This window comes from Kitasatospora sp. NPDC004614 (assembly GCF_042873675.1).
Classification (GTDB): domain Bacteria; phylum Actinomycetota; class Actinomycetes; order Streptomycetales; family Streptomycetaceae; genus Kitasatospora.
The window spans coordinates 178,232-201,915 of record NZ_JBIALR010000014.1 but is presented as its reverse complement, the minus strand read 5'-3'; the positions used below and the strand labels follow the sequence as shown (position 1 = coordinate 201,915).

24 protein-coding genes are annotated in these 23,684 nt (G+C 71.0%); 13 read left to right on the top strand and 11 right to left on the bottom strand.

Annotated features, from left to right (window positions below; all coding sequences use genetic code 11):
• The first annotated feature begins 61 nt into the window (after nucleotides 1–61).
• The 3 genes from pstC to pstB are packed head-to-tail and all read left to right on the top strand — an operon-like array spanning nucleotide 62 to nucleotide 2,936.
• Nucleotides 62–1,042 carry a phosphate ABC transporter permease subunit PstC gene (pstC, locus tag ACFYST_RS26305; protein WP_387638801.1) on the top strand — a complete coding sequence of 327 codons (981 nt, stop codon included), beginning with the start codon at nucleotides 62–64 and terminating at the stop codon, nucleotides 1,040–1,042.
• Nucleotides 1,039–2,118 (top strand): phosphate ABC transporter permease PstA, encoded by a 1,080-nt coding sequence (gene pstA, locus ACFYST_RS26300; protein ID WP_387638798.1) that lies wholly within the window; start codon nucleotides 1,039–1,041, stop codon nucleotides 2,116–2,118. Before pstC ends, pstA begins: the two co-directional genes overlap by 4 nt.
• 41 nt (nucleotides 2,119–2,159) lie before the next feature.
• Entirely contained in the window at nucleotides 2,160–2,936 is a 777-nt protein-coding gene (pstB, locus tag ACFYST_RS26295) for a phosphate ABC transporter ATP-binding protein PstB (protein WP_380488732.1), read from the top strand.
• Nucleotides 2,937–3,078: 142 nt separating this feature from the next.
• Here pstB and ACFYST_RS26290 read toward each other — a convergent pair whose 3' ends face one another.
• Both ACFYST_RS26290 and ACFYST_RS26285 read right to left on the bottom strand, forming a co-directional pair.
• Nucleotides 3,079–4,074, bottom strand: a complete 996-nt coding sequence (locus ACFYST_RS26290; protein WP_387638795.1) for an anion permease — start codon at nucleotides 4,072–4,074, stop codon at nucleotides 3,079–3,081.
• 5 nt (nucleotides 4,075–4,079) lie between these two features.
• Nucleotides 4,080–4,700: a DUF47 domain-containing protein gene (locus ACFYST_RS26285; RefSeq protein WP_387638793.1), complete on the bottom strand. Its 621-nt coding sequence runs from the start codon at nucleotides 4,698–4,700 to the stop codon at nucleotides 4,080–4,082.
• 254 nt (nucleotides 4,701–4,954) lie between these two features.
• On the opposite strand from ACFYST_RS26285, the gene ACFYST_RS26280 reads away from it, so the two are divergent.
• Nucleotides 4,955–5,311 (top strand): metal-sensitive transcriptional regulator, encoded by a 357-nt coding sequence (locus ACFYST_RS26280; protein WP_387638790.1) that lies wholly within the window; start codon nucleotides 4,955–4,957, stop codon nucleotides 5,309–5,311.
• A gap of 23 nt (nucleotides 5,312–5,334) precedes the next feature.
• Here the strand turns inward: ACFYST_RS26280 and ACFYST_RS26275 are convergent, their stop codons facing one another.
• Together ACFYST_RS26275 and ACFYST_RS26270 are read right to left on the bottom strand one after the other, a co-directional pair.
• Nucleotides 5,335–5,514, bottom strand: coding sequence for a hypothetical protein (locus ACFYST_RS26275; protein ID WP_387865882.1), 180 nt, complete (start codon nucleotides 5,512–5,514; stop codon nucleotides 5,335–5,337).
• Between the two features lie 124 nt (nucleotides 5,515–5,638).
• Nucleotides 5,639–6,469, bottom strand: a complete 831-nt coding sequence (locus ACFYST_RS26270; RefSeq protein ID WP_387638784.1) for a hypothetical protein — start codon at nucleotides 6,467–6,469, stop codon at nucleotides 5,639–5,641.
• A gap of 152 nt (nucleotides 6,470–6,621) precedes the next feature.
• On the opposite strand from ACFYST_RS26270, the gene ACFYST_RS26265 reads away from it, so the two are divergent.
• Nucleotides 6,622–6,819 (top strand): hypothetical protein, encoded by a 198-nt coding sequence (locus tag ACFYST_RS26265; RefSeq protein WP_387638781.1) that lies wholly within the window; start codon nucleotides 6,622–6,624, stop codon nucleotides 6,817–6,819.
• A 21-nt stretch (nucleotides 6,820–6,840) separates the two neighbouring features.
• Here the strand turns inward: ACFYST_RS26265 and ACFYST_RS26260 are convergent, their stop codons facing one another.
• Nucleotides 6,841–7,599: a phosphatase PAP2 family protein gene (locus ACFYST_RS26260; RefSeq protein ID WP_387638779.1), complete on the bottom strand. Its 759-nt coding sequence runs from the start codon at nucleotides 7,597–7,599 to the stop codon at nucleotides 6,841–6,843.
• Nucleotides 7,600–7,756: 157 nt separating this feature from the next.
• Nucleotides 7,757–8,809 (bottom strand): NlpC/P60 family protein, encoded by a 1,053-nt coding sequence (locus ACFYST_RS26255; RefSeq protein ID WP_387865879.1) that lies wholly within the window; start codon nucleotides 8,807–8,809, stop codon nucleotides 7,757–7,759.
• A 248-nt stretch (nucleotides 8,810–9,057) separates the two neighbouring features.
• On the opposite strand from ACFYST_RS26255, the gene ACFYST_RS26250 reads away from it, so the two are divergent.
• The 6 genes from ACFYST_RS26250 to ACFYST_RS26225 all read left to right on the top strand — a co-directional run bounded on the left by ACFYST_RS26250 (nucleotide 9,058) and on the right by ACFYST_RS26225 (nucleotide 16,532).
• On the top strand, nucleotides 9,058–9,405 hold the full coding sequence (locus ACFYST_RS26250) for a hypothetical protein (RefSeq protein WP_387638773.1): 348 nt from the start codon (nucleotides 9,058–9,060) through the stop codon (nucleotides 9,403–9,405).
• A 113-nt stretch (nucleotides 9,406–9,518) separates the two neighbouring features.
• On the top strand, nucleotides 9,519–10,340 hold the full coding sequence (locus ACFYST_RS26245; RefSeq protein WP_387865876.1) for a hypothetical protein: 822 nt from the start codon (nucleotides 9,519–9,521) through the stop codon (nucleotides 10,338–10,340).
• A gap of 226 nt (nucleotides 10,341–10,566) precedes the next feature.
• Nucleotides 10,567–11,607, top strand: a complete 1,041-nt coding sequence (locus tag ACFYST_RS26240; protein WP_387865874.1) for a hypothetical protein — start codon at nucleotides 10,567–10,569, stop codon at nucleotides 11,605–11,607.
• A gap of 7 nt (nucleotides 11,608–11,614) precedes the next feature.
• On the top strand, nucleotides 11,615–13,201 hold the full coding sequence (locus tag ACFYST_RS26235; protein ID WP_387865872.1) for an SCO6880 family protein: 1,587 nt from the start codon (nucleotides 11,615–11,617) through the stop codon (nucleotides 13,199–13,201).
• A gap of 19 nt (nucleotides 13,202–13,220) precedes the next feature.
• Nucleotides 13,221–14,567, top strand: coding sequence for an ATP-binding protein (locus ACFYST_RS26230; RefSeq protein ID WP_387865869.1), 1,347 nt, complete (start codon nucleotides 13,221–13,223; stop codon nucleotides 14,565–14,567).
• 165 nt (nucleotides 14,568–14,732) lie between these two features.
• Complete coding sequence (locus tag ACFYST_RS26225; RefSeq protein ID WP_387865866.1) at nucleotides 14,733–16,532, top strand: bifunctional metallophosphatase/5'-nucleotidase; 1,800 nt, start codon at nucleotides 14,733–14,735, stop codon at nucleotides 16,530–16,532.
• A gap of 54 nt (nucleotides 16,533–16,586) precedes the next feature.
• Here the strand turns inward: ACFYST_RS26225 and ACFYST_RS26220 are convergent, their stop codons facing one another.
• The 5 genes from ACFYST_RS26220 to ACFYST_RS26200 all read right to left on the bottom strand — a co-directional run bounded on the left by ACFYST_RS26220 (nucleotide 16,587) and on the right by ACFYST_RS26200 (nucleotide 21,946).
• Complete coding sequence (locus ACFYST_RS26220) at nucleotides 16,587–17,987, bottom strand: sensor histidine kinase (RefSeq protein ID WP_387638756.1); 1,401 nt, start codon at nucleotides 17,985–17,987, stop codon at nucleotides 16,587–16,589.
• A gap of 59 nt (nucleotides 17,988–18,046) precedes the next feature.
• Nucleotides 18,047–18,823 (bottom strand): response regulator transcription factor, encoded by a 777-nt coding sequence (locus ACFYST_RS26215; RefSeq protein WP_387865865.1) that lies wholly within the window; start codon nucleotides 18,821–18,823, stop codon nucleotides 18,047–18,049.
• A 73-nt stretch (nucleotides 18,824–18,896) separates the two neighbouring features.
• On the bottom strand, nucleotides 18,897–19,925 hold the full coding sequence (locus ACFYST_RS26210; RefSeq protein ID WP_387865863.1) for a S1C family serine protease: 1,029 nt from the start codon (nucleotides 19,923–19,925) through the stop codon (nucleotides 18,897–18,899).
• 89 nt (nucleotides 19,926–20,014) lie between these two features.
• Nucleotides 20,015–21,067, bottom strand: coding sequence for a LacI family DNA-binding transcriptional regulator (locus ACFYST_RS26205; protein ID WP_387638747.1), 1,053 nt, complete (start codon nucleotides 21,065–21,067; stop codon nucleotides 20,015–20,017).
• Nucleotides 21,068–21,214: 147 nt separating this feature from the next.
• Nucleotides 21,215–21,946, bottom strand: a complete 732-nt coding sequence (locus tag ACFYST_RS26200) for a response regulator transcription factor (RefSeq protein WP_387638744.1) — start codon at nucleotides 21,944–21,946, stop codon at nucleotides 21,215–21,217.
• Between the two features lie 568 nt (nucleotides 21,947–22,514).
• On the opposite strand from ACFYST_RS26200, the gene ACFYST_RS26195 reads away from it, so the two are divergent.
• Both ACFYST_RS26195 and ACFYST_RS26190 read left to right on the top strand, forming a co-directional pair.
• Nucleotides 22,515–22,793, top strand: coding sequence for a MoaD/ThiS family protein (locus tag ACFYST_RS26195; RefSeq protein WP_387638742.1), 279 nt, complete (start codon nucleotides 22,515–22,517; stop codon nucleotides 22,791–22,793).
• 112 nt (nucleotides 22,794–22,905) lie between these two features.
• The gene (locus tag ACFYST_RS26190; protein ID WP_387865860.1) at nucleotides 22,906–23,577 is read left to right on the top strand and encodes a DUF2993 domain-containing protein; all 672 of its coding nucleotides are present in this window, start codon (nucleotides 22,906–22,908) and stop codon (nucleotides 23,575–23,577) included.
• Nucleotides 23,578–23,684 lie beyond the last annotated feature (107 nt).

Below are 23,684 nucleotides of genomic sequence, written 5' to 3'. Positions count from 1 at the left end.
GGCACCGCCGCCAAGGTGCCGCCCTCCGCGGGGCAGCGCCGCCAGACCGGAGTAAACGATCATGACTTCTTCCTCCCCCGCCGACGCGCGGGGACGGACCCCACGACGCCGCGACAGCCGCCGCGGTGACGCCGTGTTCTTCAACCTCTCCCGCGGTGCGGGCATCCTGCTGCTGGTCATCATGGCCGCCATCGCAGGCTTCCTGGCCTACCGCTCGGCCCTCGCCCTGGGCAAGAACGAGGGCAACTTCCTCACCACCTTCGAGTGGACGCCGGACGCCGCGACGCCGGTGTTCGGCATCGCCGTGCTCGCCTTCGGCACCCTGGTCAGCGCGCTCATCGCGATGCTGATCGCGGTCCCGATCGCGGTCGGCATCGCGCTGTTCATCTCGCACTACGCGCCGCGCCGGATCGCCCAGCCGTTCGCCTACCTGGTGGACCTGCTGGCCGCCGTCCCGTCGATCGTCTACGGCCTGTGGGGCGTGCTGTTCCTGGTCCCGCACATGGACGGTCTGACCAGCTGGATGGACCAGTACCTCGGCTGGACGTACATCTTCGACCAGTCCAGCGCCGGCGTCCTGCCACGCAACCTGTTCACCGTCGGCATCCTGCTGGCGATCATGGTGCTGCCGATCATCACCGCGGTCACCCGCGAGGTGTTCCGGCAGGTCCCGCGGATGCACGAGGAGGCGGCGCTCGCGCTCGGCGCGACCCGCTGGGAGATGGTCCGCACCGCGGTGCTGCCGTTCGGCCGCCCCGGCATCATCTCCGCGTCCATGCTCGGCCTGGGCCGCGCGCTCGGCGAGACCATCGCGGTCGCCACCGTGCTGTCCACCAACAGCAAGCTGTCGCTGCACCTGCTCGACCCGGGCGGCGGCACCTTCGCGGAGAACATCGCGCTGAAGTTCAACGAGGCCCAGCCGCTCGGCCGGGACGCCCTGATGGCCTCCGGCCTCGTCCTGTTCGTGATCACGCTGCTGGTGAACGGTGCCGCCCGCGTCATCATCGCCCGCCGCAAGGAGTACTCGGGGGCCGCCGCGTGAGTACCGTCTCGACCGTCACCGACGCCACCGTCCCGCAGCTCAGCCACCGGCTGACCGCGGCCCGGCTGCCCCGCTGGGCACCGGCCGGCATCGCCGCGGCCTCGATCGCCGTCGGCTGCGGCCTCGGCGCCGTCGCCGGCCTCAAGAGCCACCTGCAGTGGGGCCTGATCTCCGCCCTGCTCTTCCTGGTCGCCAGCTACGCCGTCTCCGCCTCGGTGGAGGGCCGCCGGCAGGCCAAGGACCGCTTCGCCACCTCGCTGGTGTGGGTCGCCTTCATCTGCGCCGTGGTGCCGCTGGTCGCGCTGACCTTCTACACCGTGCAGCAGGGCATCGGGGCGATCAGCCCCGAGTTCCTCAGCCACTCGATGAAGGGCGTCGTCGCCACCCTCAGCCCGGACGGCGGCATCTACCACGCCATCATCGGCACCGTCGAGCAGGTCCTGCTGGCCACCCTGATCGCCGCGCCGATCGGTCTGCTCACCGCCGTCTACCTGGTGGAGTACGGCCGCGGCCGGCTCGCCAAGGCGGTCACCTTCTTCGTCGACGTGATGACGGGCATCCCGTCGGTCGTCGCCGGTCTGTTCATCCTCTCGCTCTGGAACATCCTCCTCGGCTTCCAGTACTCGGGCTTCTCCGGCAGCCTCGCGCTGGCGATCCTGATGATGCCGGTCGTGGTCCGCTCGACCGAGGAGATGCTCAAGCTCGTCCCGAACGAGCTCCGGGAAGCCTCGTACGCGCTCGGCGTGCCGCGCTGGAAGACCATCCTGCGGATCGTCCTCCCGACGGCCATCGGCGGAATCACCACCGGTGTGATGCTGGCGGTCGCCCGCATCACCGGTGAGACCGCCCCCGTGATGATGCTGGTGTTCGGCGCCGACTTCATCAACAGCGACCCGTTCAACGGACCTCAGCAGTCCCTGCCGCTCTACATCTGGCAGCAGTACTCGCAGGTCAACAACGACTACGGCTACTCGCGCGCCTGGGGCGCGGCGCTGGTGCTGATCGCCTTCGTGATGGGGCTCAACCTCATCGCACGGGGCATCGCCCGCTGGCGCGCGCCCAAGGGCGGACGCTGACCCCGACTGACGTACGAACAGACGAGAGAAGACGAAAGATCATGGCCAAGCGCATCGACGTCAGCGGACTGTCCGCCTACTACGGCTCCACCCGCGCCATCGAGGACATCTCGATGACCATCGAGCCCCGCTCGGTGACCGCGTTCATCGGCCCCTCCGGCTGCGGCAAGTCCACCTTCCTGCGCACCCTCAACCGGATGCACGAGGTGATCCCCGGCGCCCGGGTCGAGGGCAAGGTGATGCTCGACGACGAGAACCTGTACGGCTCGAACGTCGACCCGGTCGCCGTCCGCCGCTCGGTCGGCATGGTGTTCCAGCGCCCCAACCCGTTCCCCACCATGTCGATCTACGACAACGTGGTGGCCGGCCTGCGGCTGGCCGGCGTGAAGAAGAAGTCCGTCCTGGACGGCGTGGTGGAGAAGTCCCTGCAGGGCGCCAACCTCTGGAAGGAGGTCAAGGACCGCCTGAACAAGCCCGGTGCGGGCCTGTCCGGCGGCCAGCAGCAGCGCCTGTGCATCGCCCGGGCGATCGCGGTCGAGCCCGAGGTGCTGCTGATGGACGAGCCCTGCTCGGCCCTCGACCCGATCTCCACCCTCGCCATCGAGGACCTGATCGGCGAGCTGAAGTCGCAGTTCACCATCGTGATCGTGACCCACAACATGCAGCAGGCGGCCCGCGTCTCCGACCGCACCGCGTTCTTCAACCTGGCGGGCGTCGGCCAGCCCGGCAAGCTGATCGAACTGGACGACACCCAGCGGATCTTCTCCAACCCGTCGGTGCAGGCCACCGAGGACTACATCTCCGGCCGCTTCGGCTGACCGGCCCCGCCGCCTTCCGGCGGCGGAGCACACCAGCTGCTCCACGGTGCTGCATGGCGGTGCCGCCGCGGAGCCGACGAAGGGCCCGCCCCCGTGCTGTGGGGGCGGGCCCTTCCGCTCTGTCGCTTACTCGCTGACGCGGTCAGAGGACCAGCAGGTTGGTGAGGCCGAACATCGCGGCGGCCACGAGCGCCGCTGCCGGCATGGTGATGAACCAGCCCATCACGATGTTCTTCGCCACGCCCCAGCGGACCGCCCGGACCCGCTTGGTGGCGCCCACACCCATGATCGCCGAGGTGATCACGTGGGTGGTGGAGATCGGCGCCGCGTAGACGAACGAGGTGACGTACATGACCGCGGAGGCGGTCGCCTCGGCGGCGAAGCCCTGCGGCGGGTCCAGCTCGATGATCTTCCGGCCGAGGGTGCGCATGATCCGCCAGCCGCCCGCGTAGGTGCCCAGCGAGAGCATCATGGCGCAGGAGATCTTCACCCAGATCGGGATGCCGGTGCCGGAGTGGTGGCCGGAGATGGTCAGTGCCATCACCACGATGCCCATGGTCTTCTGGGCGTCCTGCAGGCCGTGCGCCAGCGCCATCGCGGCCGCCGAGGCGGTCTGCGCCACCCGGAAGTTGCGCTTGGCCTTGTGCGGGTTGGCCTTCTTGAAGATCCACAGGATCGCCAGCATCACCAGGAAGCCGCCGATCAGGCCGACCACCGGCGAGATGACCATCGGAAGGATGATCTTCTCGACCACGCCGTGCCAGATCACCTCGGTACCGCCCGCCAGCGCCGCGCCCACCATGCCGCCGAACAGCGCGTGCGAGGAGGAGGACGGTAGGCCGAAGTACCAGGTCACCAGGTTCCAGGCGATGGCGCCGACCAGCGCGGCGAACAGGATCGCCATGCCCTTGGAGCCGGTCGGGGTCTCGATGATCCCCTCGGAGACGGTCTTCGCCACCCCGCTGCCGAGGAAGGCGCCCGCCAGGTTCATCACCGCGGCCATCGCCAGCGCCGCCCGGGGGGTCAGCGCCCGGGTGGAGACCGAGGTGGCGATCGCGTTCGCGGAGTCGTGGAAGCCGTTCGTGTACGTGAAGAAGAACGCCACGCCGACGACGACGATCAGTGCTGCCATGTCCACGGAGCTCAGGACTCCTTGACGGCGATGGTCTCCACCGTGTTGGCCACGTGCTCGAACGCGTCGGCGGCCTCTTCGAGGACGTCCACGACCTGCTTGAGCTTCAGCACCTCGATCGCGTCGTACTGGCCGGAGAACAGGTGGGCCAGCAGCTTGCGGTGGATCTGGTCCGCCTGGTTCTCCAGCCGGTTGATCTCGATCCAGTACTCGGTGAGGTTGGCCATCGAGCGCAGGTTGGGCATCGCCTCGGCGGTCAGCTCGGCGGCCCGGGCCAGCACCTCGATCTGCTGCTCGATGCCGTTCGGGAGGGTCTCGATGTCGTACAGGACGACAAGGTCGACGGCCTCCTCCATGAAGTCCATGATGTCGTCCAGCGAGGACGCCAGCGCGTAGATGTCCTCCCGGTCGAACGGGGTGATGAAGGAGGAGTTCAGCTGGTGGAAGATCGCATGGGTGGTGTCGTCCCCGGCGTGCTCGGCGGCGCGCATGCGCTCGACGATCTCCGCGCGGGCGGACACGTCCGAGCCCAGTAGTTCCAGCAGGAGCTTGGATCCGACGACAAGGTTCTCCGCCGCGGCGGCGAACATGTCGTAGAAGCTCGTCTCCTTCGGGGTCAGGCTAAAACGCACGGAAATCTCCGATGTGCGGGGTCGGTACTTGACGATGCTAGGCGCACGTCCGCCGTGTCCGGACACGGGGCCGCCGACGCGCGCCCTAAGTGTGTCCCACGACACGCCGGTTTGCTCCCGCTCTGCAGGGGGATCTGTGCCCTGACGCCCGGACGGCGGAACACCAGACCGGCGCCGGATGTTGGACACTGGGGGCACCTCCCGGCCGAAGGCTGGGGGAGGGCCGAGTACCGAAACCAAGAGGGCGGACCGGGATGACCACCATCGACACCCCCAGCACCGACACCGCACCGGCGTGCCACGGAGCGGCGCAGGGCGCCGGGCCGCACGGCTACAGCAGCGACAAGGAAGCACACCTGAAGCGACTGCGCCGGATCGAAGGTCAGATCCGCGGCCTGCAGCGGATGGTCGACGAGGACGTCTACTGCATCGACATCCTCACCCAGGTCTCCGCGTCGACCAAGGCGCTGCAGTCCTTCGCGCTGTCCCTGCTCGAGGTGCACCTGGCGCACTGCGTGGCGGCCGCCGCGGAGGCGGAGGACGGAGGCGAGGCGCTGAACGCCAAGGTCTCCGAGGCCAGCGCGGCCATCGCGCGACTGCTCCGCACCTGACGCCCGGTCGTCCTGACGTCCGCTCAGCCGTCCGTGCCGGACGGCTGTTCGTCGTCCCTGCGCAGCAGCACCTGGTCGATCTGCTCGGCGGCCAGCCGTTCGGCGCGGCTGGCCGAGGCGGCGATCATCAGCTCACCGGCCAGGTCGATCTCGTCCAGCGCGGTGCTGTCGTGGCCGCCGGTGCCGTTCTCCCCGGTTGCCATTGGCCTCCACCCCTTCCGCGCCCCGTCCGTGCCGACTACCCGCCCCCGTACCAGCGTAGGCAGCGGGAGGCCGGCCCACATGGCACGGACGGGCCATCTCTGGTGTCCGAAACGGGTGGGACGGTCACTTCGGGGAGGGCGAGGCCGACATCGACCAGAGGTCGGCGGCGGACGGCTCGGCGGCCTCCACCGGCTTGCCGAAGTCGGTCAGCGCCAGCGTGGAGACCACCTTCACCTGGTCCTTCGCGGCGGTGGAGCCGGCCACCCCGGCGAAGGTGAAGTTCTCCACCACCTTGTGCAGCCGGCCCTGGTCGTCCAGCCAGACCTCGTACGGGACCTCCTTGACCGTGAAGGTCTGCCCGGCCATCCGCAGGCCGTCCGCACCGCGGCCGCCGGTGGCGTCGGCGGCCTTCACCAGGTCCAGGGTGCCCTTGTAGTGCTTCAGCTCCACGCCGTTCACCGTCTCGGAGCCGACCAGCTCGGCGCTCTGCGCCCCGCGCAGCGCGCCCGCGGCGGACGCCGGGTCGGTGGCGCCGGAGCTCACCAGATTGCCGTCCGGGAGCTGGCGGACGTCCAGCTTGACCCACTTGCCCTCGGGGATCTTGGCGCCGCTGTTCTGCAGGTAGACCGTGCCGGGCAGCACCACCTCGACGATCTTCCCGCCGGCGGCGGCCCCCGACGGGACGTCGATCTCCAGCCGGCCCAGCCGCTTCACGTAGTCGTAGCCGCCGGTGCCGTGGAACACCGCCTTCTTCTCCGCGGACTCGGTGCTCAGCTCGGTGGACGCGTGCGCCGAGCCGGTGCGGCCGGTGATGTCGGCGGTGGAGCGGACCGCGGTCAGCGGGTCGGGGGACAGCTGGTCGGCGGAGCTGTCCTGGTTCTGCCCGCCGCCGGTGCAGGCGGTCAGCACACCGGCGAGCGCGGCCGCGGCAGCGGCCCGGTAGAGCTTCTTCACGACTTCGACAACCCCCTGGCCCCGGAAGGCCCGGCCAGCAGCCGCCCCGGATGGACAGCGCGCCTGCCAGGCAAACGAGTTGGGGTCCGGAAGGTTACGGGCGGTCGACCCTTCGCCGAACACGTACCGGCGTGCGACCAGGGAGGACTACCGTGAAGGACGTGGCAGACCGGCAGCCGGAGACGACCGGCGTGGCAGCGTGCAGCGACCATCGACCCGAGGTGGTGGAGCGCGGATCCTTCTGCTTCGCCCAGTGCGACTGCGGCTGGTTCGCCCCCGGGCGGCGCTCCCGCGACCGGGCCCGGCGGGACGCCGCCGAACACCTGGCCGACCCGGAGCCGCTCGACTGACTCGCTGCTTCCGTGAGGCGGTCAGGCCGCCAGGTCGGACTCCCGGTCGCGCTCCGCACGCCGGCCCGAACGGGCCGCCCGCCCGCTGCCCTGACCGGCCGACCGACGCCGGCCACCGGCCGCGGCGGGGGCCTTGGCCGCCACCAGCGGCCGCAGCGCCGTCCGGGACAGCGCGTGACAGAGCGGCACCAGCACGGCCATCGCGATCGGCGCGAGCAGCAGCACCACGGCGGTGGCCAGCGCGTAGCCCCCGATCACGTCTGTCGGGTAGTGCACGCCCACGTACATCCGGCAGAAGCCCTGCAACAGGGCGAGCGCACCGGCGGCCACCCCGAGCTTCCGGTTGACCAGGAACAGCGCGACGGCGATGCCCATGGACATCGCGGAGTGGTCGCTGACGAAGGAGAGGGTGTCCTCCTTGCCGGGCACCAGCACGTCGATCTCGGGGTGGTCGACGAACGGGCGGGGCCGGTCGACGATCGCCGAGATCGGCAGGTTGGCCAGCTCGGCGATGGCGACCGCGATCGGCGCCCACAGCACCCCGGCGACGGCGACCGGCGCATCGGGGCGACGGCGGGCACTCAGCCAGGCGGTCAACCCGATCGCGGCCAGGCCCAGCAGGATGCCGTACTCGGCGGTCCAGGCGACCAGTGAGTCCAGCCAGCCGGGCGCGTCGGCGGCCAGGCCGTTGACTGCCTTGAGCAGGCCGAGGTCGGGGTCACCCGAACCGGTTCCCGCATCGGCGAGCAGCGTGGCCACGCCGTACCTCCCTGTCCGCATCTCCGCAGTGGTTCCCGATCAGTGCGGCCGGGTGCGGACGTCCGGCAGCCTCCTGAGTCAACGCGATCGAGACCATCGGGGGTTCCGTCCGAAACATGCTGTTATGCAAACTTGACTCACCGTCCACCCCGCATGCACATGCCGAGCGGACGGCCCGTCAGCTCTTTACCGGTCCTTGACCCGCCGTGATGGTGCCGTCGTTCTTGTTCCGGCTGGGCAGCGCGGCCGCACCGTCCGGGGTGACCCGGGTCGCCCCGATGTAGTCCCGCTGGTCGATCTTGTCGTAGCGCACCTTGGCGCCGGTGTGCGGGGCGTCGATCATGTAGCCGCCGCCGACGTACAGACCCACGTGGTGGATGGTCCGCGGGTCCTCCAGGTCATTGGCGAAGAACACCAGGTCGCCGGGCCGGAGTTGGTCCCGCGACGGGTGCGGCCCGCTGTACCACTGGTCGTTGGCCACCCGGGGCAGCTCGATGCCCACACTCTTGAACGCCGCCTGGGTCAAACCCGAGCAGTCGAACCGCCCGTCCTCCCAGGTCTGCCCGGTGCCCCCCCACATGTAGTCGATGCCCAGCTTGCTCTGCGCGTAATAGATCGCCCCCGCCGCCTCCTTGGACAGCGCGATCTGCGCCCCCGCCTTCGGCGGCGCGGTGAACGACTTCGCCAGCGACTGGATGCTCTTCACGTACCCCTGGGTCTCCTTGTACGGAGGCACCCCGTTGTTCTTGATCACCGCGTACGGCCCGGCGTTGTACGCGGCCAGCATGTTGGCCTGCTTGTCCCCGGGCACCTTGGCGACGTCCCGGGCCAGCGCGCAGTCGTAGGTGGCGGCGGAGGCGATCGCGTCGTCCGGGTTCCAGATGTCCGGCTTGCCGTCGCCGTTGCCGTCCGTCCCGTACGTCGCCCACGTCCCCTCCAGGAACTGGGCCATCCCATACGCCTTCGCCGGGCTCTTCGCCAACGGGTCGAAACCGCTCTCCTGGTACAGCTGCGCGGCCAGCATCGGCGCCGAGATCTCCGGGCACAGCGCGCCCCACTTCTGGATCTGCGCCCGGTACTGCGCGGGCACCGTCCCACCGGACAGCGCCAGTTCACCGGCCTGCTCCGGCGCCCCGCTGGCCGCGTACGTCCCCAGCGTCACCACCCCGACGAACCCGATGGCCACCACCGCGGTCGCGGCACCAGCGAGCCGAGCCTTCCGGAGCACCATCCCGCACCATCCCGACGGATCGTCAGCAGTCATGTCCTGTTGCGTTATTGCCCGGTGCAATCATCACAGATACCAAGGGCGGGCAGTATCCTCGGACTACCGGACATCTTGGCGGAGGCGTCCGGCCACCACGAGCAATCCGCGAGAAGCAGCCAAGTCGGCGTCAGATCTGGCCAAGAATAGGACCTGCCCCTTCGCTCGACCGTGGTCCGGGGCCTTGAATTTTCCTGATCGGGCGGTGAGATGGGATGAACCTGAACGTGGACAGCGCAGTGATCCGGTACCTGGCGGAAGACCCGCCGAAGAAGGCCGGCATCGACACCATCATCGGCGGCATCGCCCCCGACTGGGGCCCGTTCGCCTCACTCGGCTCCTCGGCCCGCGTGATGGTCCAGGTCGTGATGGCCGTCGCCATCCTGGTCTGCCTGGGCATCGCGATCTGGGGCGCCGCCAAGCAGCGGATCGGCGCCACCGCGATGCGTGACACCTTCAGCGCCGAACAGGGCAAGGGGCTGATCATCGCCGGCCTGACCGGCGTGTTCATCATCGGTTCGCTCGGCACCCTGTTCACCATTGTGTACGGCATGGCGATCTGACCATCGGACAACTCCCGTCCACCTCGCGCAGATCCACGCTCCGCGCGCCGACACCGAGAACACCCGTCACGCCGCCGCGCCCCGCGCGGTGACGCCGCACCAGGAGGGCCCCCGTGCCGTTGTCCGACGACCAGCCGCACACCCGTACGCGGCTACCGGTCGCCGAACAGACCGCCCCCGCGGCCGGCCGCCAGGCCCGCCCCCTGCGCACCCTCCTCACCATCCTCGGCATCGTCACCCTGCTGGTGATCGCCGTCGCCATCGCCAACCGTGACAAGGCCCTACCCGGCCGCACCCCCGCCGCGACCTCCGGCGACCAGGCCCGCGGCGGAACCGCCCCCGCCGCCGACCGCACCGCCGCGACCGGCCAACAGCCCGTCACCACCACCACCAACGGCATCGGCACCGGCTACCCCCACACCGACCAGGGCGCGCAGTCCGCCGCCGCCAACTACGCGGTCGCGCTCGGCTCCACCGACATGTTCCGCCCCGACACCCGCCACACCATCCTCGCCACCGTCGCCGACCCCACCAGCCTCTCCACCCTCCAGTCCCGCCTGGACCAGGCGTTCTCCCCGGAGATGGTGACCCGGTTCGGCCTGGACGCGCAGGGCCGCGCCCCGAAGGGGCAGACCTTCGTCAGCCGGATCGTCCCGGTCGGCACCCACACCACCAACGGCGCCGACACCGCCACCAAGGTCGACGTCTGGTGCACCGGGCTCTACGGCCTGGCCGGCGAGGACTCCACCAACCCGGTCAGCCAGGACTGGTACACCCTGACCGTCACCATGCGCTGGACCGGCAGCGACTGGAAGCTCACCGACTACTCCCGCGCCGCGGGCCCCGCCCCCCTGCCGGGCGACCAGCAGGCGGCCACCGCGAAAGAGATCGCCGATGCCGTCCAGCAGTTCGGAGGGTTCCGCTATGCCCGCTGACGCGTCCAGACTGCGCTTCCTGGGCCGGGCCGGGGTGCTCGGCGCCGCGCTGAGCAGCCTTCAACTCACCGCGCTGGTGGTCGCGCAGCGGGTCGCTGCCGATCCTTCGCCTGGTGCCAGTCCAAGCCCGTCCAAATGCGCAGGCCAGGATGCCACTGTCCTCGGCGCCGACAAGTTGTGCGCTCCCCCTGGGGCGGCGGTCGTCGGGGGGGACACGGTCTCCTCGGTGACGGATCCGTTGGGGTCGTTGGCCAAGGGGTGTGCGCAGGCGGCGGCCTGGGTGGTGCGGCAGTTGGCGGGGGCGATCGACGGGACGACGAAGGTCGATTTCACCAACGCGGCGTTCCTGCAGCAGTACGCGGTGGTGTTCGCGGTGTCGACGGTGGTCACGCTGGTGCTGTGGCTGCTGGCGGTGACGAAGCGGGCGGTGCGCGGTGCGGCGCTGGGGCAGGCGTTCGGCGAGGCGGTCGGGTTCCTGTGGCTGACGGTGATCGCTTCGGCGTTCACGCCGCTGATCCTGTACACGGTGGTGACGGTCACCGACGGGCTGACGGATGCGATCGCGGCGGGGACGAAGTCCGACACGGGCACGTACCTGGGCGGGTTCGCGGACACCCTGGACAAGGGCAGCATGGGCGGTGGACCGCTGATTCTGATCATCGTGTCGCTGGTGGCGGTGCTGGCCGCCGCGGTGCTGTGGATCGAGCTGGTGATCCGGGCGGCGATGCTGTACGTGGGTGCGCTGCTGGGGACGGCGGTGTACGCGGGGCTGGTGGACAAGCAGCTGTGGAAGCACGTGCGCCGGTGGGCGGCGATGATGCTGGCGATAGATCTGGCGAAGCCGATCATCGTGATCATCCTGGGCCTGGCGGGTGCGGTGGCGACCGGTGCGGGCGCGGACGACGACTTCGCGCGGGTGCTGAGCGGGCTGGCGATCCTGTTCCTGTCGATCTTCGCGAGTGCCGCGGTGTACCGGTTCGTGCCGGGCTTCGGTGACGAGCTGCTGTCGATGCGGCAGGCCCGGGCGAGTGCGGTGCAGGCGGGCAGTGCGGTGATCAACGGCCCGGCGAACTTCGTGAAGCAGGGTATTTCGACGCACGGTTCGCGTGGCGACGCGCAGGGCGGGGGCGGCTCCCCGGGCGCGGGTGGCGGTGGCGGGGTGGCCCCGGGCATCGCCGCGCACGCGTCCCGGCCCGCCGGTCCCGGCCGGCAGGCCGGTCCGCCCGTGCAGTCCCAGGCCCCGGTCAACAACCCGAAGGGAGGGTGACGGGTAGATGAGCAGCGAACAGTTCGGCCAGTACGGCGCCCAGTACGCCCAGCCTTATGCCCAGCCGCGCCGCAGTTACCTGATCGGCAAGGCGCGTCCGAACGCGCCGATCGGGCGCAACCGGGAGACCGGCGAGATCGTGCTGATCATCGCCGGTGCGGGCCTGGGCATGCTGTGGGGTCTCGGGGTGCCGTTCCTGACGCTGCGGCTGGCCGGCCTGGTGGGCTTCCCGCTGCTGGCGATCATGGCGGTGTACGTGCCGTACCGGCGGCGGACGTTCTACAAGTGGGTGGAGATCAACCGGACGTACCGGCGTACGGTGCGCAGTGGTCGGGCGGTGTGGAAGCCGGACGTGCACGAGGCCGGGACGCGGCTGGACGGGCGCGAGGTGGAGATCGGCCCGCCGCCGGGGGTGGGGCGGCTGCGCTGGCTGACGGCGCCGTTCGGGCCGGACGAGGTCACGGTGCTGATGCACCTGGAGCGTCGTACGGTGACGGCGGCGATCGAGATCGAGGGCCCGGGCGTGGGCCTGCGCGACTCGGAGGACCAGGAGGCGCTGGTCGACCGGTTCGGCACGCTGCTGAAGCACGTGGCCAACGGCGACGGTTTCGTGACGCGTCTGCAGATCCTGGCCCGCACCCTGCCGGCCGACCCGGACGCGCACGCCAAGGACGTGGAGCGGCGCGGCGACCACTCGGCGCCGCGCTGGCTGCAGGACAGCTACGACGAGCTGCAGTCGATGGTGTCGACCTCCTCGGAGCAGCACCGGGCGTACCTGGTGGCGTGCATGCAGTACACCCGTGACCTGGCGTCCGAGGCGCACGCGATGGGGCGGACCGCGTACGGGCGGGACGAGGGCAAGCGGGACCGCGGCGACGACGGTCTGGCGACCGTGATGGCGCGTGAACTGACGGACATCTGCGCCCGGTTGGCGGAGGCGGACATCCGGGTGCGGCAGCCGCTGGGGCAGGCCCGGCTGGCGTCGCTGATCCACTCGATGTACGACCCGGACCACCCGATCGACCACATCCAGGCGATGAGCCGGCGCAATGCCTGGCCGGCCGAGCTGGATGCCACGCACCCGCAGTACCTGACGGCGAAGACCCGGGAGTCGGCGACCCGGGAGCCGTGGTGCCACGCCACCGCGTGGATCAAGGAGTGGCCGCTGACCCCGGTCGGGGTGAACTTTCTGGCGCCGCTGCTGGTGCACACCCCGGACGTGATCCGGACGGTCGCGGTCACCATGGACCTGGAGCCGACCGACGTGGCGATCGAGCGGATGCTCACCGAGAAGACCAACGACGAGGCGGAGGCCAGCCGCGCGGCGAAGATGAACCGCACGGTGGACCCGCGCGACCTGGCGCACACCGGCCGGGTGGACCAGCGCGGCGACGACCTGGCGTCCGGCGCGGCCGGGGTGAACCTGGTGGGCTACCTGACGGTGTCCTCGCGCAGCCCGGAGGCACTGGCCCGGGACAAGCGGACCATCCGCGCCTCGGCCGGCAAGAGCTACCTGAAGCTCGAATGGTGCGACCGCGAGCACCACCGGGCGTTCGCCAACACCCTGCCGTTCGCCACCGGCATCCGCCGCTGACCCTCTCGGAGGCCCGCACATGCTCGGCAATCTCACCGACGCCTTCGCCAGCGCCCTGTTCGGCAAGGTGGAGACCACCCGGCTGCCGGTGCGCACCTCCAGCGGCCAGGCACAGGCGGTGTACCTGCCGACGGCGGCGCCCGGCCTGGGCGACTCCGGGGTGATCATCGGCCGCGAGGTGTACAGCGGCAAGGGTTACGTCTACGACCCGTTCCAGCTGTACGGCCAGCAGCTGCCGGCCCCGCACTGGCTGGTGCTGGGGGAGTCCGGCAACGGCAAGTCCGCGCTGGAGAAGACGTACGTACTGCGGCAGTTGAGGTTCCGCGACCGGCAGGTGGTGGTGCTGGACGCGCAGGGCGAGGACGGCGTCGGCGAATGGAACCTGATCGCCAACGCGCTGGGGATAAAGTCCATCCGGCTCGACCCGATGGCGGCCCGGGACGGCGGGGTGAAGCTGAACCCGCTGGATCCGGCGATCACCACCACCGGTCAGCTGTCGCTGCTGCGCACCATCATCGAGGTGGCGATGGCGCGTCCGCTGGAGGAGCGGGCCGGTTTCGCGCTGAAGGCCGCGCACGCGCACGTGCACGCCACGGTGAAGGACCGTCAGCCGGTGCTGAACGACATCATCGACACGCTGCGTAGCCCCGATCTGTCGGCGGTGGAGTCGCTGGGCGTCGAGGTCGGCGAGGTGCAGTCCTGGGGCCTGGACGTGGCTCTGGTGCTGGACCGGCTGGTCGACGGTGACCTGCGCGGCATGTTCGACGGCCCGACCTCGGCGGGCATCGACCTGGACGCGCCGCTGATCGTCTTCGACCTGTCGCACATCGACCGGAACTCGATCGCGATGCCGATCCTGATGGCGATCGTCGGGGTGTGGCTGGAGCACACCTGGCTGCGGCCGGACCGGGTGAAGCGGATCTTCCTGGTCGAGGAGGCCTGGCACATCATCAACAGCCCGTTCGTGGCGCAGCTGTTCCAGCGGCTGCTGAAGTTCGGACGCCGGCTGGGCCTGTCCTTCGTGGCCGTGGTGCACCATCTGTCGGACGTGGTGGACGGGGCGGCGGCGAAGGAGGCGTCGGCGATCCTGAAGATGGCCTCCACCCGCACCATCTACATGCAGAAGGCGGAGGAGGCCAGAGCCACCGGCCGGGTGCTGGGCCTGCCGCGCTGGGCAGTGGAGATCATTCCGACGCTGTCGCCGGGCATCGCGGTGTGGGACGTCAACGGCAATGTGCAGGTGGTCAAGCACATCATCACCGAGGCCGAGCGCCCGCTGGTGTACACCGACCGCGCGATGACCGAGGACGCGATGGAGGAGCGGGAACGGGCCGAGCAGCAGCTGGCCGCCCAGCCCAGGATCTGACCTCCGCAGGCGGGCTGAGCAGGGGTCAGCGGAGAACTCGTCAGGCTTCGGATACCAGCTCGTTACCCCAGGGTTCCTGACAGCTACGCGCGTGGACCCTAGGCTGCTCCCCGATACAACGCCAGGCCGCCGTCCGTCGCGGCCCCGACGGTGCAGGGGACCCTCATGCCCATTTCCGGTTCGACCGGCCGCCGCAGGACCGCGCTCGCGGTCGCCGCGACTGTTGCCCTCTTCGGCTCGATGGCCCTGCCGGCCACCGCCGAGGCCAACGGCCAGGGCAAGCCGAAGCTCGAGGACCTGCAGCTCCTCGCCATCAACGACCTGCACGGCAACCTGGAGCCGCCGGCGGGCTCGTCCGGCACCATCAACGAGATCGACGCGACCACCGGCAAGACCGTCGCCACCCCCGCCGGCGGCGTCGAGTACCTGGCCACCGCGCTGCGCAACGCCCGCGAGGGCCACCCGAACAGCGTGACCGTCGCGGCCGGCGACATCATCGGCGCCAGCCCGCTGATCTCCGGCCTGTTCCACGACGAGCCGACCATCGAGGCGATGAACCAGATCGGCCTCGACGTCACCTCGGTGGGCAACCACGAGTTCGACGAGGGCTCGGCCGAGCTGAAGCGCATGCAGAACGGCGGCTGCCACCCGACCGACGGCTGCTACGAGCCGGGCCGCACCTTCGAGGGCGCCGAGTTCCCGTACCTGGCGGCCAACGTCACCAACGAGAAGACCGGCAAGCAGCTGCTCAAGCCGTACTGGGTGAAGAACGTCCGTGGCGTGAAGGTCGGTTTCATCGGCGTGACCCTGGAGGGCACCCCGAACATCGTCACAGCCTCCGGCGTGCAGGGCCTCAAGTTCGGCAACGAGGTCGAGACGATCAACAAGTACACCGCCGAGCTGAAGCGCCAGGGCGTCAACTCGGTGGTCGCGCTGATCCACGAGGGCGGCCTGCCGGCCAGCAGCGTCTACAACTACGACTGCGGCTCGGGCGGCTCGGGCATCTCCGGCCCGATCGTGGACATCGCCAAGCGCCTCGACCCGGCGGTCGGCGCGATCGTCACCGGCCACACCCACAACTCGTACGCCTGCATGATCCCGGACCCGAACGGCGTGCCCCGCTCGGTCACCAGCGCCGCCTCGTTCGGCCGCCTGTACACCGAGATCGACCTCAAGCTGGACAAGCGCACCGGCAGCATCGTCCGCCCGTCGGTGACCGCGACCAACCACATCGTGCGCCGCGACGTCCCCAAGGCGCCGGACATGACCACCCTGATCGACCGGTACCGGCAGCTGTCCGCGCCGATCGCCAACCGGGCCGTCGGCTACATCAGCAGCGACATCAACGGCCGCGGCTCGACCGACCTGGAGAAGCCGCTCGGTGACCTGATCGCCGACGCGCAGCTCGCCGGTCTCGCGCCCGCCGACAAGGGTGGCGCGCAGGTCGCGTTCATGAACCCCGGCGGCATCCGCTCGGACCTGGTCTACAAGGCGTCCGGCAGCGAGGGCGACGGCGTGGTGACCTACGGCGAGGCGTTCACCGTCCAGCCGTTCACCAACATGATGCAGATCAAGACCCTCACCGGCGCCCAGCTGATCCAGGTCCTGCAGCAGCAGGTCTCCGGCTCCAACACGGCCTCCCCGAAGATCCTGCAGATCTCCGGCAACCTCGCCTACACGCTCGACCTGAACAAGGCCGGCGCGGACCGCGTGGTCCTCGACTCGGTCCGCCTGAACGGCGCCCCCGTCGACCCGAACGCCAAGTACCGGGTCGCCGCCAACGAGTTCCTGGCCGGCGGCGGCGACGGCTTCCCGGCCTTCGCGGCCGGCACCGACAAGCTCGTCGGCGCCTCCGACCTGGACGTCTTCAACGCGTACCTGTCCGGCCACAGCACCGCCACCGCCCCGATCGCCCCGCCGGCCCAGAACCGGATCAAGGTCATCGCGGTCGGCCAGACCGGCTGACGAACCAGTCACGGCGAAGGGCGGGGCACTCCGGTGCTCCGCCCTTCGGCGTGCTCAGCGCGGGTCGTCCGGCTGCCCCGGCAGCACCATCACCGCCTGCGTCCCCGGGCCGCCGTCCGCCGCCGGCCCCAGCGAGACCTGGCCGCCGGTGTCCCGGACGGTCTGTGCGACGATCGACAACCCCAGGCCTGAGCCCGGCAGTTGGCGGGAGGACGGGGAACGCCAGAACCGGTCGAAGACGAACGGCAGCTCCTCGGCCGGGATGCCCGGGCCGTGGTCGCGGACCGTCAACCGGCCCGCGCGCAGGCGTACTTCGACGGTGCCGGACGGCGGCGAGTACTTCACCGCGTTGTCCAGCAGGTTGATTACCGCGCGTTCGAGTGCGGCCGGATCGCCGTGCACGTACCAGGGGTTGACCTCGGTGACGAAGGTCAGCGCCGGGCCGCGCAGCCGCCCGCGCTCCAGCGCCCGCTCCACCGTCTCGTGGAACGGCACCACGGTGCGCACCGCCTCCGGATTCGGGGTGTCCGGGCGGGAGAGCTGCAGCAGGTCGCCGATCAGCACGGTGAGTTCCTGCATCTGCGCCTTCATGTTGCCCAGCATCCGGGCCCGCGTCTCCGGCGGCAGCGCCCGGCCCTGGGCGTCGGATCGGATCAGCAGGTCCACGTTGGTGCGCAGGGAGGTGAGGGGCGTGCGGAGCTCGTGCCCGGCGTCGGCGATCAGGCGGGTCTGCCGCTCCCGGGAGTTGGCGAGCGCGGTGGACATCGAATTGAAGGAAGTGGAGAGCCGGGCGATCTCGTCGCTGCCGTTGACGGGGATGGTGGTGCCGACTTCTTCGGTGCGCGCGATGTGCTCGACGGCGCCGGTCAGTTGGTCGACGGGCTTGAGCGCGGACCGGGCGACGACCCGGCCGGCGACGCCCGCGCCGAGGACGCCGAGACCGGCTACGCCGGTCATCAGCAGGGCGAGAGAGCTGAGCGAGTTCTGCACTCCCTGGGTCGGCAGGGCGGTCAGCAGGACGGCGGGCTGCAGGATGCCGTTCGGCAGCAGGACGGCACTGTTGGTGCGCCGTACCTGCGCGTGCTCGTCGCTGTCCACGTAGTGGCCGGTGCGGTAGACCGTGGTGTTCCGGGGCAGCGGTGCGCTGTCGCCGGGCGCCACCTGGATGGCCCGGGTGGCGTCGCCGGTCAGGCAGATGGTGCCGTCGGGCAGCACGTACTGGAAGTCGTACTTCTGCGGGCCGAGCCGGCCACTGCCCCCCGGGGGGACGTTCGCCAGCGCCTCGGCCGGGGTCGCGCCGCAGTGCAGCTGCCCCCGGTCGGGCGGCGCCACCGGGCTCCTGGGGGCGGCGGAGAGGGTGTCGTGCAGCTCCTGGTAGAGCCGTTCGCGGACCAGCAGCCAACTCGCCAAGCTGACCACCGCGATGGCCACCGCCACCGCGGCAGCCGTGAGCATGGCCAGTCGGCTCCGCAGCGACCTGCTGCGGAACCACCCCGTGAACCGGCCGATCAGTTTCACGCCGCGGCGCCGCTGGTGGCGGTGCGCAGCGCGTAGCCGACGCCGCGGACGGTCTGGATGATGCGGGGCATGCCGTGCTGTTCGGTCTTGCGGCGGAGGTACATGACGTAGACGTCGAGGGAGTTGGAGGAGGGCTCGAAGTCGAAGCCCCAGACGGCCTTGAGGATCTGTTCGCGGGTGAGCACCTGGCGCGGGTGGGAGAGGAACATCTCCAGCAGCATGAATTCGGTGCGGGTGAGCTCGATGGTGGTGCCGGCCCGGGTGACTTCGCGGGTCGCGGTGTTCATCCGCAGGTCGGCGAAGGCGAGCACCTCGCCGCCGTCCTCGTCGGCGGCGGTGCGGGCTGCGGCCTCGGTGGCGAGTGCGTTGCGGCGGAGCAGGGCGCGGACCCGGGCGAGGAGTTCGTCGAGTTCGAAGGGCTTGGCGAGGTAGTCGTCGGCGCCGACGTCGAGTCCGGTGACGCGGTCGCCGACGGCGTCCCGCGCGGTGAGCATCAGGACGGGGACGGTGTCGCCGCGCGAGCGCATCCGGCGGACGGCGGTGAGGCCGTCCATGCGGGGCATCATGATGTCGAGCAGGACGAGGTCGGGGTGTTCGCGGTCGACGGCGGTGAGGGCCTCGTAGCCGTCGGTGGCGGTGGTGACGTGGTAGCCCTCGAAGGCGAGGCTGGATTCCAGCGCGTCGCGCAGGGCGGGTTCGTCGTCGACCACGAGGACGCGGGCGCCGCCGCCCGGGGCCTCGGCAGGGGTGCGGTCGTCGGCGGGGGGAGTCATCGGCGCGGGGCCCTTTCTGAGTCCGGTGCGGTCGTGGCCATTGTCCGTCGCTGGGAGACGGAACCGGCGGGTGTCAGAGGTTCTTGCCGGCCTGGAGCTGCGGCAGCACCTGCTTGACGCTGTTGATCGGGATGGCGAAGCCGAGTCCGACGCTGCCGGCCTCGGTACCGCCGGTGGAGCCGGAGCCGCTCGCGGCGTACATGGCCGAGTTGAGGCCGATGACCTGGCCGGCGGCGTTGATCAGCGGTCCGCCGGAGTTGCCGGGGTTGAGGGCGGCGTCGGTCTGCAGCGCCTGGTAGGTGGCGGTCTCGGAGCCGGTGGCGCCGGTGGAGCCGCGCAGGCCGGGCAGGTTGGGGAGGCCGAAGCCGCCGTTTCCGCTGGTGGTGCCCTCGTCGACCTGGACGGAGACGGTGCGGTTCTTGGCGGAGACGATGCCCGAGGTGACGGTGCCGGTGAGCCCCTCGGGGTTGCCGATGGCGACCACGGGGTCGCCGACGGCGGTGGCGTCGGAGTCGCCGAGCACGGCGGTGGTCAGGCCGCTGACGCCGGACGCGGTGATGACGGCGGTGTCCAGGGACTTGTCGGTGCCGGTGACGGTGGCGGAGGCGGTCCGGCCGTCGTGGAAGGTGACGGTGGCCCGGCCGCCGTTCACCGCGCCGGAGATGACGTGGTAGTTGGTGAGGATCTGCCCGTCGGCGGTGAGGATCACGCCGGTGCCGGTCGCGGTGCCGTTGCCGGTCTTGACGGTGATCTGCACGACGGCGGGGGAGAGCGCGGCGGCGATCGCCGACACGTTGGCGCTGCCATCGGCGTTGGCCGCCACCGGGCGGACCAGGGCGCTCGCAGTGGCGCTGCCGGAGCCGTTCCGCTCGTTCACCAGGGCGCCGCCGGTGACGCCACCGAGCAGGGCCGCCACCGCGGCGACGGCGGTGGCCAGCGCGACGCGGCTCTTCAGCAGGCCGCGCCGGGCACGGTGGCCGTGCGGGGGCGGCGGCAGTTCGGGGCCTTCGGGGCCGTGGAAGACGGGCGGCGTCGGCGGGAGCCAGCCCGCGCCGCCGTCCTGGGGGTGGGGCTCGTGGGTGCTGCGGTACTGGTCGCTCATGGAGATGACGTTCCGCCCGTTTCATGAACGTTCGATGAGAGGGCGGTACGAGTTCCCCGAGAAGCGCGTCAGCTTCTCATAAAGCCTGGTCAGGCCGGAGGCCGGCCGGTTTCGCCGGAGCAGCCGCAGGAACGCCGCACGACCAGCCGGGACGGGAACTTGCGGACCCGTTCGGTGTCGCTGCCGGGCACCATCAGCGAGTCGTCGAGGACCAGGTCGACGGCGGCCCGGGCCATCGCGTCCCGGTCGGAGGCGACGGTGGTGAGCGGCGGGTCGGCGAACCCGGCCTCGGGGATGTCGTCGAAGCCGGCCACCGCGAGGTCCTCGCCGACCTTCAGGCCGAGTTCGCGGGCGGCCCGCAGCACGCCGATGGCCTGGTCGTCGGTGGAGCAGAAGATCGCGGGCGGCCGCCGGTCGGAGGCGAGGAGCTCGAGCGCGACCTGGTAGGCGCCGTAGCGGTGGAACGGGGCGTCGATCAGGTGCGGCTCGGTGGGCAGGCCGTGCGCGGCCATGGCGAGTTCCCAGCCGGCCACGTGGTCGATGACCGGGTCGCCGGGGGCGGGCGATTCGACCGGGCCGCCGAAGCACGCCACGTACGGGTGACCGTGCACTTCGAGCAGGTGACGGACGACCAGTTCGGAGCCGCCGACGTCGTCGGTGACCACGGCGACGTCGTCGATCGCCTCGGGGCGGCGGTGCAGCAGCACCACCTTGGCGCCCTCCATGGCGGCGAACTCCTCGGCGGCGCGCTGCGAAGGGCCCTGGCTGACCAGGATCAGGCCGGACACCCGCATGCCGAGGAAGGCGCGGACGTAGTGCACCTCACGGTCGTCGACGTAGTCGGAGTTGCCGATCAGCACGAGCTTGCCGCGCTCGGAGGCGGCGCGTTCCACGGCGTGCGCCATCTCCGCGAAGAACGGCTGCCGGGCGTCGGGGACGACCATGCCGATCAGGTTGGTGCGCCGGGAAGCCATCGCCTGGGCGACGGAGTTCGGGCGGTACCCGAGCTGCTCGATCGCGGCGAGCACCTTTTCCCGGGTGGCCGGGGCGACCGGCCGGGGACCGTTGTTGATCACATAGCTGACGACCGCGGTCGAGGTCCCAGCCAGTCGGGCTACATCGTCGCGCGTCACCTTGGCCACGGGGGGAGTCTACGCGTGTGGTCAGGTGCCTCTCGCCGGGGTCTTGCCCGGTGGGACGGGGCGCTTTTCCGGACCGAATCGGACTGATCCGGGCAAGCCGGGCGGGCCGGGCGAGGGGTGCCGCCGCCCGGCCCGCCCGACGGCCGGTCAGCGTCCGCGGCGTGCCGCGGCTCTGCTCGGCTCGGCCCGGTCGGTGCCCTTGTCGGCCCGCTCGGGGACCACGAAGCGGTAGCCGACGTTGCGCACGGTGCCGATCAACTGCTCGTTCTCGACGCCGAGTTTGGCCCGCAGCCGGCGTACGTGGACGTCCACGGTGCGGGTGCCGCCGAAGTAGTCGTAGCCCCACACCTCCTGGAGCAGCTGGGCCCGGGTGAACACCCGGCCGGGGTGCTGGGCCAGGTACTTGAGCAGCTCGAACTCCTTGAAGGTGAGGTCGAGGACGCGCCCCTTGAGCTTGGCGGAGTAGGTGGCCTCGTCGACGGACAGCTCGCCGTTGCGGATCTCCATCGGGGAGTCGTCGACGGCGACCTGGAGGCGGCCGAGGGCGAGCCGCAGCCGGGCTTCGACCTCGGCCGGTCCGGCGGTGTCGAGCAGTACGTCGTCGATGCCCCATTCGGCGGTGACGGCGGCCAGGCCGCCCTCGGTGACCACCAGGATCAGCGGGCTGCCGATGCCGGTGGAGCGCAGCAGCTGGCACAGGCTGCGGATCTGCGGCAGGTCGCGGCGCCCGTCGACCAGGATCACGTCGGCGCTCGGGGTGTCGACCAGGGCGGACCCCTCGGCGGGGGCCACCCGGACGCTGTGCAGCAGCAGTCCGAGTGCGGGCAGCACCTCGGCGGAGGGTTGCAGGGCGTTGGTCAGCAGGAGCAGTGAACTCATACCCGGTTAGTCCCCTTTCCGGGTCGTCGCGGTCGCGGCCGCCGGGGGGAACGGCGGACGCGGTACAGGGTGGGGGAGCGCCGACAGTCCGGAGGGTGCGGCGATGGACGGGGCGGTGGCCGGCCGGGGGTCCCGCAACCCCTGGCGTCCCACTGGTGCCTCGTCCATCGGCGTACCCTCCGCTCTGTCCGCCGGCGGCCGACACGTCGTCGTGCGGCCGGCGGTGGGGCCGGTCCGGCGGCCGGTGCGGGTGGGGCACCGGTCGCAAGAACGTCCTACTGGCGTCCTGAAAGCACAAAAGGATCCGGGGGCGACTCTGCCCGGATCCCTTACGGAATCGAGGATAGCCGACCGCTCGCGTGGCCGGGAGTGGCTCGAGCGGCGCGCGGGCCCGCGACCGGCTCCGGAACGGGTGAGGTACGACACCTTGTGCCCCCGTGATGACCTGGGAGGTTTGCCCGGCGGCGGGGGCCGGGGGCGATGATGGGGGCCGCACCGGGCCGGCCGCCGTACCGGGCGAGGACCACCGAGAGGGGTTGCCGTGACCGGGACCGCCGATGCCCGTCCCATGCCGGATTCACCTGTGCGGGTGAGCGGGACGGTCCGCTACTGGGCCGCCGCCAAGTCCGCCGCGGGCCGGGCCGAGGATCCCTACCTGGCCGTCACGCTGGCCGAGGCGCTGGCCGGGGTGCGGGCCGCGCACGCCGGGCGGCCGGAGTTGCTGCGGGTGCTGACCATGTGCTCGTTCCTGGTGGACGGCGATCCGGTCGGCGCCCGGGAGCACGCCGCGGTGCCGCTGACCGAGGGCGGCACGGTGGAGGTGCTGCCGCCGTTCGCCGGGGGCTGAGCGCGCATTTGCCCGAGTACCGCGCCGGAACCCGGGCATCCGTGCGATCGTCCTGTCTTCGGGGCCGGTTCGTCGACGGAGCGGCCCGGCCGGAGCGTTTCAGGGGGAAGCGATGCGTGGCGCGGTGAAGTTGCTGATCGGCCTGGGGGTCGTGGGCGCCATGCTGGTCGCCGCCGACCGGGTGGCCGTGGGGGTCGCGGAGGACCAGGCCGCCGATGCCGCGGTCTCCTCCGGCTGGCTGACCAGCAAGCCGGACGTCGAGATCGGCGACATCCCTTTCCTGACCAGCGCGGTGGCCGGTGAGCTCGACCAGGTCAGCCTCTCCTCGGACGGGATGACCGTCACCGACGGCAAGGAGAAGGTGACGGTGCACTCGTTCCGGGCCAACCTGTCCCAGGTGAAGTTCACGGACTCCTACCGGGGCGTGACGGTCGGGCGCGGTGACGGCCAGGGCGTGGTCGACTACAAGGAGCTCGCCAAGTTCATGAACGGCAGCGGCCTGCTGGGCCTGGAGTACGCCGGCCCCGGCACGGTGAAGGCCGCGGTGCCCGGTGGCGGGATCGAGGGCAAGCTGCGCAGCGAGGGCAACGACCTGGTCGTCGACAACCTCCAACTGACCGGCGCCGCTTCGGTGTTGAAGGGCGTCGCGGGCGACCGGCTGAAGCCTCAGCGGTACCACCTGGCCGGCCTGCCCAAGGGTCTGTCGCTGGCCGAGGCCACCCCGGAGGCGGGCGGGGTGCGGCTGCGCTTCACGGTCGCCCCCGGCACGTCGCTGGGGCACTGAGGCTCCTCGGTGCCTGTCCGGTGGGCGAGACGCGCTGTCCAGCGCCGCCGGAAAAATCCTTCGCAGCACCGGTTCGCCGGGCCCCCGTGCGGGGGTCCGGGTCCCAC

Coding starts and splice junctions, on each gene's coding strand:
- pstC (WP_387638801.1), top strand. CDS start 62: ATGACTTCTTCCTCCCCCGCCGACGCGCGGGGACGGACCCCACGACGC.
- pstB (WP_380488732.1), top strand. CDS start 2,160: ATGGCCAAGCGCATCGACGTCAGCGGACTGTCCGCCTACTACGGCTCC.
- ACFYST_RS26280 (WP_387638790.1), top strand. CDS start 4,955: ATGACCACCATCGACACCCCCAGCACCGACACCGCACCGGCGTGCCAC.
- ACFYST_RS26275 (WP_387865882.1), bottom strand. CDS start 5,514: ATGGCAACCGGGGAGAACGGCACCGGCGGCCACGACAGCACCGCGCTG.
- ACFYST_RS26260 (WP_387638779.1), bottom strand. CDS start 7,599: ATGCGGACAGGGAGGTACGGCGTGGCCACGCTGCTCGCCGATGCGGGA.
- ACFYST_RS26255 (WP_387865879.1), bottom strand. CDS start 8,809: ATGGTGCTCCGGAAGGCTCGGCTCGCTGGTGCCGCGACCGCGGTGGTG.
- ACFYST_RS26250 (WP_387638773.1), top strand. CDS start 9,058: ATGAACCTGAACGTGGACAGCGCAGTGATCCGGTACCTGGCGGAAGAC.
- ACFYST_RS26235 (WP_387865872.1), top strand. CDS start 11,615: ATGAGCAGCGAACAGTTCGGCCAGTACGGCGCCCAGTACGCCCAGCCT.
- ACFYST_RS26230 (WP_387865869.1), top strand. CDS start 13,221: ATGCTCGGCAATCTCACCGACGCCTTCGCCAGCGCCCTGTTCGGCAAG.
- ACFYST_RS26225 (WP_387865866.1), top strand. CDS start 14,733: ATGCCCATTTCCGGTTCGACCGGCCGCCGCAGGACCGCGCTCGCGGTC.
- ACFYST_RS26220 (WP_387638756.1), bottom strand. CDS start 17,987: ATGCTCACGGCTGCCGCGGTGGCGGTGGCCATCGCGGTGGTCAGCTTG.
- ACFYST_RS26215 (WP_387865865.1), bottom strand. CDS start 18,823: ATGACTCCCCCCGCCGACGACCGCACCCCTGCCGAGGCCCCGGGCGGC.
- ACFYST_RS26210 (WP_387865863.1), bottom strand. CDS start 19,925: ATGAGCGACCAGTACCGCAGCACCCACGAGCCCCACCCCCAGGACGGC.
- ACFYST_RS26200 (WP_387638744.1), bottom strand. CDS start 21,946: ATGAGTTCACTGCTCCTGCTGACCAACGCCCTGCAACCCTCCGCCGAG.
- ACFYST_RS26195 (WP_387638742.1), top strand. CDS start 22,515: ATGCCGGATTCACCTGTGCGGGTGAGCGGGACGGTCCGCTACTGGGCC.
- ACFYST_RS26190 (WP_387865860.1), top strand. CDS start 22,906: ATGCGTGGCGCGGTGAAGTTGCTGATCGGCCTGGGGGTCGTGGGCGCC.